This is a genomic window from Bradyrhizobium sp. 40 (genome assembly GCF_023100925.1).
Classification (GTDB): Bacteria; Pseudomonadota; Alphaproteobacteria; order Rhizobiales; family Xanthobacteraceae; genus Bradyrhizobium.
Genome location: NZ_CP064688.1, coordinates 3,022,175 through 3,034,539, shown reverse-complemented (window position 1 = coordinate 3,034,539; position 12,365 = coordinate 3,022,175). Strand labels below are relative to the sequence as shown.

11 protein-coding genes are annotated in these 12,365 nt (G+C 62.2%); 1 reads left to right on the top strand and 10 read right to left on the bottom strand.

Annotation, left to right across the window (positions count from 1 at the left end):
- Position 1: 1 nt before the first annotated feature.
- The 8 genes from IVB40_RS14630 to rpsL form a co-directional block, all read right to left on the bottom strand.
- The gene (locus IVB40_RS14630) at positions 2–304 is read right to left on the bottom strand and encodes a 50S ribosomal protein L23 (RefSeq protein ID WP_007603019.1); all 303 of its coding nucleotides are present in this window, start codon (positions 302–304) and stop codon (positions 2–4) included.
- Positions 301–921, bottom strand: a complete 621-nt coding sequence (gene rplD / locus IVB40_RS14625) for a 50S ribosomal protein L4 (RefSeq protein ID WP_007603018.1) — start codon at positions 919–921, stop codon at positions 301–303. The genes IVB40_RS14630 and rplD overlap by 4 nt, the downstream gene beginning before the upstream one ends.
- Position 922: 1 nt before the next feature.
- Positions 923–1,636 (bottom strand): 50S ribosomal protein L3, encoded by a 714-nt coding sequence (gene rplC, locus IVB40_RS14620; protein WP_007603016.1) that lies wholly within the window; start codon positions 1,634–1,636, stop codon positions 923–925.
- A gap of 53 nt (positions 1,637–1,689) precedes the next feature.
- On the bottom strand, positions 1,690–1,998 hold the full coding sequence (gene rpsJ / locus IVB40_RS14615) for a 30S ribosomal protein S10 (protein WP_002712302.1): 309 nt from the start codon (positions 1,996–1,998) through the stop codon (positions 1,690–1,692).
- 82 nt (positions 1,999–2,080) lie between these two features.
- Positions 2,081–3,271 (bottom strand): elongation factor Tu, encoded by a 1,191-nt coding sequence (gene tuf, locus IVB40_RS14610; protein ID WP_018456453.1) that lies wholly within the window; start codon positions 3,269–3,271, stop codon positions 2,081–2,083.
- 40 nt (positions 3,272–3,311) lie between these two features.
- Positions 3,312–5,384 (bottom strand): elongation factor G, encoded by a 2,073-nt coding sequence (gene fusA, locus IVB40_RS14605; protein WP_027518591.1) that lies wholly within the window; start codon positions 5,382–5,384, stop codon positions 3,312–3,314.
- A 30-nt stretch (positions 5,385–5,414) separates the two neighbouring features.
- The gene (rpsG, locus tag IVB40_RS14600) at positions 5,415–5,885 is read right to left on the bottom strand and encodes a 30S ribosomal protein S7 (RefSeq protein WP_007603009.1); all 471 of its coding nucleotides are present in this window, start codon (positions 5,883–5,885) and stop codon (positions 5,415–5,417) included.
- Positions 5,886–5,900: 15 nt separating this feature from the next.
- Positions 5,901–6,272 (bottom strand): 30S ribosomal protein S12, encoded by a 372-nt coding sequence (gene rpsL / locus IVB40_RS14595; RefSeq protein ID WP_007603006.1) that lies wholly within the window; start codon positions 6,270–6,272, stop codon positions 5,901–5,903.
- A 640-nt stretch (positions 6,273–6,912) separates the two neighbouring features.
- On the opposite strand from rpsL, the gene IVB40_RS14590 reads away from it, so the two are divergent.
- Positions 6,913–8,151: an NAD(P)/FAD-dependent oxidoreductase gene (locus IVB40_RS14590; protein ID WP_247819178.1), complete on the top strand. Its 1,239-nt coding sequence runs from the start codon at positions 6,913–6,915 to the stop codon at positions 8,149–8,151.
- On the opposite strand, the gene IVB40_RS14585 is transcribed toward IVB40_RS14590, so the two are convergent.
- Complete coding sequence (locus IVB40_RS14585) at positions 8,079–10,100, bottom strand: ABC transporter ATP-binding protein (protein WP_247819177.1); 2,022 nt, start codon at positions 10,098–10,100, stop codon at positions 8,079–8,081. The genes IVB40_RS14590 and IVB40_RS14585 overlap by 73 nt on opposite strands.
- A 132-nt stretch (positions 10,101–10,232) precedes the next feature.
- The gene (locus IVB40_RS14580) at positions 10,233–12,293 is read right to left on the bottom strand and encodes an FAD-dependent oxidoreductase (RefSeq protein WP_247819176.1); all 2,061 of its coding nucleotides are present in this window, start codon (positions 12,291–12,293) and stop codon (positions 10,233–10,235) included.
- Positions 12,294–12,365 lie beyond the last annotated feature (72 nt).

Sequence of the window (12,365 nt, the reverse complement as noted above, 5' to 3'; positions counted from 1 at the left end):
CTTACAGACCGGTGGTCACGTCGATCCGGTGACCCTCTTCGAGAGTCACGATCGCGCGCTTGGAGTTCGACTGCGAGCCGAGGTTGCCGCGGAAGATCTTGGTCTTGCCCTTGCGGACCAGCGTGTTGACACTCTTGACCTTGACGTCGAACAGCTTCTCGATCGCTTCCTTGATCTGCGGCTTGGTCGCCTTCGCGGCCACCTTGAACAGCACCTTGTTGTGCTCCGAGGCGATCGTGGCCTTTTCGGTCACGACCGGCGACAGGATCACGTCGTAGTGGCGAGGCTCGATGTTCTTCGTCATTTGAAGCGCGCCTCCAGCGCATCGATGGCGGCCTTGGTCAGAACGAGTTTCCGACGGCGCAGGATGTCATAGACGTTGATGCCCTGGATCGGCAGCACGTCCATGTTCGGGATGTTGCGGGCTGCAGCGGCGAAGCCGTTGTTGAGCTCGGCGCCGTCGATGATCAGCGCGTTGGTCAAACCCAGACCGGAGAAATGACCGAGCAGCGCCTTGGTCTTGGCGGCTTCCAGCGCGGCCTTGTCGATCACGATGAGATCGCCGTCCTTGGCCTTGGCCGAGAGCGCATGCTTGAGCGCGAGCGCACGGACCTTCTTCGGCAGGTCGGTGGCGTGCGAACGCACCACCGGACCGAAGGCACGGCCACCGCCGCGGAACTGCGGCACGCGAGCCGAGCCGTGACGAGCACCACCGGTGCCCTTCTGCTTGTACATCTTCTTGCCGGTGCGCCAGATCTCCGCGCGGCCCTTGGCCTTGTGCGTGCCGGCCTGGCGCTTGTTGAGCTGCCACTGCACGCAACGTGCGATGATGTCCTGGCGCGGCTCGAGGCCGAAAATGGTGTCGGAAAGCTGGACCGAGCCGGCTTCCTTACCTTCGAGGGTGGTGACCTTCAATTCCATCTCACGCCTCCTGCGCAGCCGGAGCAGCGTCCGCTTCGCCAGCAACCTTGAACTTGCCGGGCTTCGGAGCTTCCTTAGGCAGCGGCTTCTTGACGGCGTCGCGCACGCGGATCCAGCCGCCCTTGGAACCGGGAACGGCGCCTTCGACGAGGATCAGACCGCGCTCGACATCGAGCTGAACGACCCGAAGGTTGAGCGTGGTGATGCGGTCGACGCCCATGTGACCGGGCATCTTCTTGTTCTTCCAGGTCTTGCCCGGGTCCTGACGGCCACCGGTCGAACCGATCGAACGGTGCGAGACCGAGACGCCGTGAGTGGCGCGCAGACCGCCGAAGTTCCAGCGCTTCATACCGCCGGCAAAACCCTTACCGACCGAGGTACCGGTGACGTCGACGAACTGACCGACGACAAAGTGGTCGGCCAGGATCTCGGCACCGACGGGGATCATCTGATCCGCGGAGACGCGGAATTCCTCGACCTGCCGCTTCGGCTCGACCTTGGCGACCGCGAACTGGCCGCGCTCCGCCTTGGGCATGTACACGGTCTTGCGGCTGCCAGAACCAAGCTGGAGCGCGACATAACCGTTTTTCTCTTCGGTGCGGTGGCCTACGACCTGGCAATTGCCGAGCTTCAGCACGGTCACGGGGATATGTTCGCCGGCCTCTGTAAAGACCCGCGTCATCCCGACCTTTTGTGCGATCACTCCGGAGCGCATCGGCGTGCTTCCTGTTCTTTCTGTCCGCTAGTGGCGAACGTGATCCAAAAATCTTAGAGCTTGATCTCGACGTCGACACCGGCGGCCAAGTCGAGCTTCATCAAAGCATCGACGGTCTGCGGGGTCGGATCGACGATGTCGAGCAGGCGCTTGTGAGTGCGCATCTCGAACTGCTCGCGGCTCTTCTTGTCGACGTGCGGCGAACGGTTGACGGTGAACTTCTCGATGCGGGTGGGCAGCGGAATGGGTCCGCGGACCTGCGCGCCGGTGCGCTTCGCCGTGTTCACGATCTCGCGGGTCGACGTATCGAGGATACGATGGTCGAACGCCTTGAGACGGATACGAATGTTTTGGCCGTTCATTGCCGTGGTCTTTCTTCAGTGGGGTGGCGAATAGCGAATAGCGAATGTCACATTCGCTATTCGCCGATCCCTATTCTCGTAATTACTCGATGATCGAGGCGACGACGCCGGCGCCGACGGTACGGCCACCTTCGCGGATCGCGAAGCGGAGCTTCTCTTCCATCGCGATCGGCACGATCAGGTGCACTTCCATCGCGATGTTGTCGCCCGGCATCACCATCTCGGTGCCTTCCGGCAGATGCACGACACCGGTCACGTCGGTGGTGCGGAAGTAGAACTGCGGACGGTAGTTGGTGAAGAACGGGGTGTGGCGGCCGCCCTCTTCCTTGGTGAGGATGTAAGCCTCAGCCTTGAACTTGGTGTGCGGCTTGACGGAACCCGGCTTGCACAGCACCTGGCCGCGCTCGACGTCCTCGCGCTTGGTACCGCGAAGCAGCGCACCGATGTTATCGCCGGCCTGGCCCTGATCGAGCAGCTTGCGGAACATTTCGACGCCAGTGACCGTGGTCTTCTGCGTGGCGCGCAGACCGACGATCTCGATTTCCTCGCCGACCTTGACGATACCGCGCTCGACACGGCCGGTCACGACGGTGCCGCGGCCCGAGATCGAGAACACGTCTTCAACCGGCATCAGGAACGGAAGGTCGACCGGACGCTCCGGCTGCGGAATGTAGGCGTCGACCTGCTTCATCAGCTCGAGGATCGCGTCATGGCCGAGCGTCTTGTCGGAATCTTCGAGAGCGGCGAGCGCCGAGCCCTTGATGATCGGGATGGTGTCGCCCGGGAATTCGTACTTCGAGAGCAGCTCGCGAACCTCGAGCTCGACGAGCTCGAGCAGTTCCGGATCGTCGACCATGTCGCACTTGTTGAGGAACACGACGAGCGCGGGAACGCCGACCTGGCGGGCGAGCAGGATGTGCTCGCGGGTCTGCGGCATCGGACCGTCAGCGGCCGACACGACCAGGATCGCACCGTCCATCTGGGCGGCGCCGGTGATCATGTTCTTCACGTAGTCGGCGTGGCCGGGGCAGTCGACGTGCGCGTAGTGGCGGTTCTTGGTCTCGTATTCGACGTGCGCCGTCGAGATCGTGATACCGCGCGCCTTCTCTTCCGGCGCCTTGTCGATCTGGTCGTACGCCGTGAACGTCGCGCCGCCGGCTTCGGCGAGGACCTTGGTGATCGCCGCGGTCAGCGACGTCTTGCCATGGTCGACGTGACCGATGGTGCCGATGTTGCAGTGCGGCTTGTTACGTTCAAACTTTGCTTTGGCCATTTGACTCTCCGTTCAATCGTCAGTTCGAGACCGACGACAATCAGGCAAACTTCTTCTGGACTTCTGCCGACACGTTGGCCGGCGCTTCTGCGTAGTGGTCGAACTGCATGGTGAAGGTCGCGCGACCCTGGCTCATCGAGCGCAGGTTATTCACGTAACCGAACATGTTCATGAGCGGCACCATCGCGTTGATGACGTTGGCGTTGCCGCGCATGTCCTGACCCTGGATCTGACCGCGCCGGGAATTCAGGTCGCCGATGACCGAGCCGGTGTAATCTTCCGGGGTCACCACTTCGACCTTCATGATCGGCTCGAGCAGGACGGACTTGCCCTTCTGCAAGGCTTCGCGGAATGCAGCACGCGAAGCGATTTCGAAGGCGAGCGCCGACGAGTCGACGTCGTGATACTTGCCATCGACAAGCTGAACCTTGACGTCGACCACGGGGAAGCCCGCGACGACACCAGAGCCCATCACGCTGTTGAGGCCCTTTTCGACGCCGGGGATGTATTCCTTCGGAACCGCACCGCCGACGATCTTGGACTCGAACTCGTAACCCTTGCCGGGCTCGTTCGGCTCGACCACGATCGACACTTCCGCGAACTGACCGGTACCGCCGGTCTGCTTCTTGTGGGTGTACTTGACCTCGGCCCTCTTCGTGACGCGCTCACGGAACGCCACCTGCGGCGCGCCGATGTTGGCATCGACTTTGTAGGTGCGGCGAAGAATGTCGACCTTGATGTCGAGATGGAGTTCACCCATTCCCTTGAGGATGGTCTGGCCGGACTCTTGGTCGGTCGACACGCGGAAGGACGGATCCTCCGCAGCGAGCTTCGCCAGCGCCACGCCGAGCTTTTCCTGGTCGGCCTTGGACTTGGGTTCGATCGCGATCTCGATGACCGGCTCGGGGAATTCCATCTTTTCGAGGATCACCGCCTTGTCGGGATCGCACAACGTGTCACCGGTGCGCGCTTCCTTCAGGCCAGCCAATGCGACGATGTCGCCGGCATAGGCTTCCTTGATGTCTTCGCGGTTGTTCGCATGCATCAGCAACATGCGGCCGATGCGCTCCTTGCGGTCGCGCGTCGAATTGATGACGCCGGTGCCCGACAGCAGCGTGCCGGAATAGATGCGGCAGAAGGTGATGGTGCCGACGAATGGGTCGTCCATGATCTTGAAGGCCAACAGAGCCAGCGGCTCCTTGTCGTCCGGCAGGCGAACGACCTCGTTACCGTCTTCGTCGACGCCCTTGATGGCGGGCACGTCAACGGGCGACGGCAGATAATCCACGACCGCGTCGAGCAAAGGCTGCACGCCCTTGTTCTTGAACGCCGAGCCGCACAATACCGGGAAGAACGCGCCAGTCAGCACGGCCTTGCGGATCAAGCGCTTCAACGTCGCCTCGTCGGGCTCCTTGCCGTCGAGGTAAGCGGCGAGAACTTCGTCGTCGAGCTCGACGGCGGCTTCCAACAGCTTCTCGCGATATTCCTTGGCCTTCTCGACCATGTCCTCGGGAATATCGATGTCGACGAACTTGGCGTCGAGCTTCTCTTCTTCCCAGACCACGCCCTTCATACGAACGAGATCGACCAGACCCTTGAAGTTGTTCTCGGAGCCGATCGGAAGCTGGATCGCGATCGGCTTCGCGCCGAGGCGGTCGACGATATCCTGCATGCACTTGTAGAAGTCGGCGCCGGTCTTATCCATCTTGTTGGCGAAGACGATGCGCGGAACCTTGTACTTGTCGCCCTGGCGCCAGACCGTCTCGGTCTGGGGCTCGACGCCCTGGTTCGAGTCGAGCACGCACACGGCGCCGTCGAGCACGCGCAAGCTGCGCTCGACTTCGATGGTGAAGTCGACGTGGCCGGGAGTGTCGATGATGTTGAGACGCTTGCCTTCCCAGAACGCGGTGGTCGCGGCCGACGTAATCGTAATGCCGCGCTCCTGCTCCTGCTCCATCCAGTCCATCGTCGCGGCACCTTCGTGCACTTCGCCGATCTTGTGGCTCTTGCCGGTGTAATAGAGGATGCGCTCGGTGGTCGTGGTCTTGCCGGCATCGATATGCGCCATGATACCGAAGTTACGGTAGTTCTCTATGGCATGAACGCGGGGCATGGAGTGTTCCTTAGATTCCGTGTGTCGCCGTTACCAGCGATAGTGCGAGAAGGCGCGGTTGGCTTCCGCCATCCGGTGCACGTCTTCGCGCTTCTTGACGGCGTTACCCCGGTTGTTCGACGCGTCCAGGAGCTCCGCAGAGAGCCGCTCGGTCATCGTCTTCTCGTTGCGATCGCGCGCAGCCGAGATCAGCCAGCGAATGCCCAGCGCCTGACGGCGCACCGAGCGAACTTCGACCGGAACCTGATAGGTCGCGCCACCGACGCGGCGGGAGCGCACTTCGATCGTCGGCATGACGTTCTCGAGTGCCTGCTCGAACACGCCGAGCGGGTTCTGCTTGGTCTTGCTTTCGATGAGGCCGAATGCGCCGTAGACGATGCCTTCGGCGACAGACTTCTTTCCGGCGTACATCACCGAATTCATGAACTTCGTGACGATGATGTTCCCGAACTTCGGATCGGGAAGGACTTCGCGCTTTTCGGCAGAATGGCGACGAGACATGGACCTGGTTCCCGCTTACTTCGGACGCTTGGCGCCGTACTTCGAACGGCGCTGCTTACGGTTCTTGACGCCCTGGGTATCCAGAACGCCGCGGAGGATGTGGTAGCGCACGCCGGGCAAGTCCTTGACGCGACCGCCGCGGATCATGACCACCGAGTGCTCCTGGAGGTTATGGCCCTCACCGGGGATGTAGCCGATCACCTCGAAGCCGTTGGTCAGGCGCACCTTGGCAACCTTACGAAGCGCCGAGTTCGGCTTCTTCGGGGTCGTGGTGTAAACGCGCGTGCAAACACCGCGCTTCTGCGGCGACTGCTGCAGTGCCGGCACCTTCTTGCGCGACTTCTGCACTTCCCGCGGTTGAGCGATCAGCTGGTTGATCGTCGGCATCCTGGCATTACCCTTTGTGTTCTGCCGCGGCCCGTCACCGGGTCCGCAAATTCTTTCGAGCTACCCGCCCGACGAGGCCGTCTTGCGCGGAACAATCCGCACAAAGCGAAATCGCGCCAACCACCCATCAACGGGCGGAAAGCGCTTCGACGCCACAGAGGACCGCAGTAGTTGAACCGGTCAGCTTGAAGCTGCGGCCCGCGCACCGAGGTCATGCATCCGAATTCGATCTCGAGAGAACATGCTCAAGAGAACTAAAATCGCACTGGCATTGCCTAGCTATGATCGACAGCGTTTGAGCGGCATTCGTCGAGGTTGGTGCCTGTCTTGGCGATCCCAGGGGATCAAACAGGTGGCCCGTTCCGACGTTGGCGATGCTCACCGCCTGTCGTTAAGTGAGGGGGTTCTATAAGTGGGAGTCGGTCAAGTCAAGGCGAAACGTCAGTCAGAAGCGCTTCCCGCGCCTGCTGAAATCGCTTCACGGGCCGCTCGCTGCACCTTCGCGAGATGGAAACGAAGAGCGCGTTCCGCCACCTCGAAACCAATTTATACCCGGGTTAAATATACTTTTGTAACCTTTGGCTAAGGCTTTCTTTCCGGTTGGAGCGCCAATGTGCCGCCTTGGGCAGAGATTAGCACCATGCGGTACACCGACATTGCCATTATCGGCGGGGGATTGTCCGGCTCAACCGCCGCCGCCATGCTCGGCCGTAGCGGCATTTCGACCATTCTGATCGATCCGCATGAGAACTATTCGGCGGACTTTCGTGTCGAAAAACTCAGCGGTCACGTGCAGGTCGGGCGATTCCTGCAGACGGGAATCGCCGAATCGGTGCTGCGCCGCGCGACCTATGTGGGTGAGAACTGGATCGCCCGCTTCGGCCGCCTTCTCGACAAGGCGCCAAGCCGCCAGTTCAACATCCTCTACGACGCCCTCGTCAACGCGGTCCGCGACGAAATTCCTGCCGGCGTCGAGCGCATCTGCGCCAAGGCCATCTTGGTCGAGACAAGCGCGGAGCGGCAGAGGGTCACTCTCTCCAACGACGAGATGATCTCCGCCCGGTTGGTCGTGCTCGCCAACGGCCTCAATGTCGGGCTGCGCCACCAGCTGGGAATCGCCCGAAAGATCGTCAGTGCCTGCCATTCGATTTCGATCGGGTTCGACGTGGTGCCCGCGGGACGGGACTCCTTCGACTTCCCGGCGTTGACCTATTTCTCGGAACGGCCGAGCGACCGCATCCCCTACCTCACGCTTTTTCCGATCGGGACGCGGATGCGCGCCAATCTGTTCGTCTACCGCAGCTTCGACGATCCCTGGCTGCTTGAGCTGCGCCGCGCGCCCGCCGAGACGTTGAACGCCGCGCTGCCACGGCTCAAGCGCATCACTGGACCGTTCGACATTCCCGGTGAGCTGAAAATCCGCCCGGTCGATCTCTATGTGAACGATGCCAGCGGCCTACCCGGCCTCGTGCTGGTGGGCGATGCCTTCTCGACCTCCTGCCCTGCCGCCGGCACCGGCTGCGACAAGGTCTTCACCGACGTCGAGCGGCTCTGCAACCTCTACATCCCGCGATGGCTGGCCTCCGACGGGATGGATACAAGCAAGATCGCCACCTTCTACGCAGATCCGGTCAAGCGGGCGTGCGACGATTGGTCGGCGGCGAAGGCGTTCGACTTCCGCTCAGTCTCCATTGCGACGAGCCCCTATTGGACGGCGCAGCGCTGGGCACGCTTCATTGCCTGGTCGGTTCAGGGGCTATTGCGGCCGCTTGGAGGAGCCTTCGATCTGGAGCCGAACTTCCTCGGTCACTCCTCCTCATCGTCCTCGTCGAGATCGTCTTCATCCTCGTCGTCATCGTCGCTGTCCTCGTCGACGTGAGCCGGCGCGCCATGAGGTTGGTGGATCTGGTCGTTCCACAGCTTGCGATAGGTGCCGTTCTTGGCGAGCAGTTCCGCATGAGAGCCGCGCTCGATCGCCCTGCCTCCTGAAATCACGATGATCTCGTCCATCTCGACCACCGAGGTCAGGCGGTGGGTCGACCAGATCATGGTGCGGCCCTTGGCAACCTTCAGCAGCGTGCGGTTGATCGCAGCTTCCGTGGTCTGGTCGAGCGCCGACGTGGCTTCGTCCAGCAGCAGCACGGAGGGATTACGGATGACCGCGCGCGCGATCGCGATGCGCTGGCGCTGGCCGCCCGATAAGGTATCGCCGCGCTCACCCACCGGCGTATCGTATCGCTGTGGCAGGCTCATGATGTAGCGGTGGATCTCGGCCTTCTTGGCCGCCTCCTCCACTTCCTCGTCGGTCGCGCCCTCCTTGCCGAGCCGGATGTTCTCTCGGATCGACATGTTAAACAGCATGTTCTCCTGGAACACCACCGCCATGCTCCGGCGCAGCGAATCCAGCGTCACCTTGCGGACGTCGACGCCGTCGATGGTGACGCGCCCCTCGTCAGGCACATAGAGCCGCAGGATCAGATTCAGCAGCGTGCTCTTGCCGGAGCCCGAGGGACCGACGATGGCAATGCGCTTGCCGACACTGAGCTTGAGACTGAGATTGTCCAGCACCGGCGTCTGGCTGCCTTCGTACTGGAAGGTCACGTGGTCGAAGGTGATGTCGTTGGTGATGCGCGGCAGATCGGGCGCGCCGGCACGATCGGCGCTGCGCGTGGGCTCGTCGAGCAGCTCCTGCATGTGACGAATCGCGGCTGCCGAGGAGATCGACACGGGGATGAAATGCATCACATGGGCGATGTTGTAGGACACCTCCCAGAACGCACTCTCGAAGGTGACGAAGGTGCCGATGGTGATCTGCCCCTTGGTCGCCAGATATGCGCCGATCGCGAGCACGACGAGATGCAGGAGCAGCACCGAGATGGTGACCGTCCGCTCCACCATGGTTGACAGGAACGCCGCCGAGGCCATCTTGTTTCGCGTCTCGTCGTTGCGGAATTTGAAGAACCCGAACATCCGGCGCTGCAGGCTGAACGCCTTGATCACGGCCTGCGCCGCCACGTTCTCCTGCACCATGCCGAGCAGCGCGGACTCATTGAGCTTCTGCTCGTAATTCGCCTGAACAGCTTTCGGTGTGAGCATGCGGGGACCGATCAGCGTGATCGGGAACACCAGCAGCGCAACCGCCGCGAGCTGCCAGTTCAGGAACACCATCAGGATGATGCCCGCGATCAACTCCAGGAACGGCAACGCCGCACTGTTGGCGAAGGTCTTGACCGAGCCCTCGAAGGCCGCGAGGTCGACCGAGAAGCGCGACAGGATCTCGCCGCGCTTGGTGCGACCGAAATAGGCCGCCGGCAGGTCCTGGACGTGCTCGAACAGCCGTTTGCGGACGTCGGAGATGATGCACGCCGCGAGCCTCGCATCCCAGCGCTCGTACCAGACCGCGACGATCGAGGTGAAGATGCCCGCAACCGCGAGCACGCCGAGGATCTTGTACAGCGCCTGGAAATCCTCCTCGCCGAGCGCGTCGTCGATCAGGTACTTCAGGCTGAGCGGCATGATGACGTTGAAGAGCGTCTCGACGAAGACGCCGAACGCCACGAACGACAGCATCTGCTTGTAGTTGACCAGGAACGGCTTGACGAAGCCCAGGATGGTCGCGAGCGCGCCGGCGGCCTCGCGCGCGGTAAAGACGACGAGGTCCTCGTCCTCATCATCGTCATCGAGCTCCAGCCCTCCATCCTCCTCGTCTTCATCGTCCTCGTCGTCTTCGAGGTCCGGCTTGACGGTGGGGACGAGCTTCTCGTCGAGCTCGGCCGCCTCTTCCGCGGCGAGCTTCTGTTTGTCGGGCGGGAGGGGCTTGGACGCCATGAAACCAACCGATGCTGACGGCCGGCATGACCGCGGAGAAAGCAGGAAATAGCGGAAACCGCTATTGCATCGATTCTATGCGATCAGGATGAATTCGGCAAAACAATTGGCGAAGGCGCCCGTTTCAGGCGGCTAGTCGTCTTCCTCGTCCTCGACCTTGTCGAAAAAGGAATAGCGCAGGGAATCGGCGTCGGCGTACCACTGGCCCGGCCCCTTGTTGGCGGCGAGCGTCGTCTCCCAGAGCGCGTCCGTGCAGTCCTTGCGGTGCATCGACAGCTCGAAGCCGTTGCCGAAGAACAGTTCGGACCATTCCCACCAGGTGCCGAGCTTCTTGACCCCACGCAGGAGGTCGTAGCGGTCGATCAGTGCCGGCGCCATGTCCGAGGTGACCGAGCCGAACACGAGCCCGGTCTTGACCACACGGTTCAGCTCCCTGATCGCACGGACCACCTGCTTCGGGGAAACGTGGCAGAGGCTGGTCTCGAACACGAAGTCGAACGCACCGTCCTTGAACGGCATGTCGGTGATCGAACCGAGCTTGTTGTACTTCTTCAGCGCCTTCGGCGTTCTGGCGTGAATGGTGCGGTTGTTCTCGATGCCCCAGGCATCGATGCCGCGATCGCGCAGCGCGCCGACAAGCTCGCCGCTGGCCGAGCCCGCGATCAAGAGCTTCGTGCCTTTGGCCTTGCCCCAGACAATGCCGATCAGTTTTGTGAGATAGTCGGGATCGGTGAAGTGTTGCCACACTTCGCTGTAGGGACCCTGGCCGCGATAATTGTCAAAATAGTCGCGATCGATCTTGTCCGAGAGCGGCTTGTCGTCCTGCGAACGCTCGCGGCGCAGGCGCATCATCTCGGTCAAGATGATGTCCGTCGCCGCGTCCGAGGAATCGAGCAGGCCGTTCAGCGTCGAGTCGAACAGATAGTCGCCGACCACCACGATTCCGGGATGTTCCTTCGGCTCCGGCCGGTGATTGGTCATGACGTCGCGCACGGGCAAGCCGCCCGGAATCGCGTTCACCGACGACAGCCAGCGGTGGATCTTGCCTTCCATGAAATGGGCGCGCGCATCGCCGAGCGATGCCGGCAGCGATTTCAGCGCGGCATCGATCAGCTCCTGGTCGGAGAGATTCGCAAAGGCCAGCGCGTCGGAGCCCGGAATCAGCCAGTTCAGTACGCCGTGCTTGCCCACATCATGGCGCGCGCCCTCGTTGTAGACGCAGCAACCGCCAAAGGCTTCCGACATGAACCAGGCGCCGGCGATCTTGTCGCCCCAGAACGGCGTGTCGAACAGGATTGAGACGCGCAAATAGTGCGCGGGACGGTCGAAGTACGAGACGTGCTTGACCATCGACTTGCGGAGCTGTTCGCCCTCCCAGCCGACGGTCCCGAGCCAGGAATGCGGCAAGCAGACCAGCACAAGGTCGAAGTCGCGCGTCTCCGGCCCCTTGCCGTTCATCATCTTGAGCTGATAGCGGCCGGTCGGCGCCTTGCCGACGGTGAGGACGCGGTGATTGAGCTGGATGTCGGCATTGACCTCGGACTGGAGGCACTCGATGAGCTGCTCGTTGCCGTTCTGGATGGAATACAGGCCGATGTAGCCGTCGACATCCATCAGGTAGTTCTTGAGCGCGTTGAGCCCGTTGGTGTTGTGGCTCTCGGTCGCGAGGTCCGAGCGTGCCATCACCTTGAAGAATCGCTTTGCGGTCTCGTCCTCGACCTCCTCGTCGAGCACCTGTTCGGCGGTCTTGTAGGCCCAGGGGTTCTCGTTGTCGTGCGCGCCGACGCCCTCGTAATACTCGATCGGCGTCATCGTCTCGGCGCAGCGCTTACGGAACGCCTCGATCGCGGCCGCGGTCTTGGCGCCGTATTTACGGCGCATGCCAGCGACGTCGTTGAGGAGCTCGCCGCCGAACTGCACCTGCTCGGCATCCATCGGAATGGTCTGCAGGCCGAAATGCTGGATCAACTCGCGCAACGGATCCGGCCCGGTCATCGAGTAGTCGTAGATCTCGGCAACGCCGGCCTCGTAGATCGCGGGCGCGGAATCGAATTTGCGCGTGACGATCTTGCCTCCGAGCCGGTCGGATGCCTCGTAGATGGTGACGCGGCAGAGATCGCCGAGCTTGCGCTTCAAATACCAAGCGCTCATCAGCCCGCCGGGGCCGCCGCCTACGATTGCGAGATCAAGCATGAGAATTCCGTGGTCTCCGGCCCGCCCCCTTCACGGGACCACCGGTCTAAGCTCTCCTAGCAGAAGCGCTTT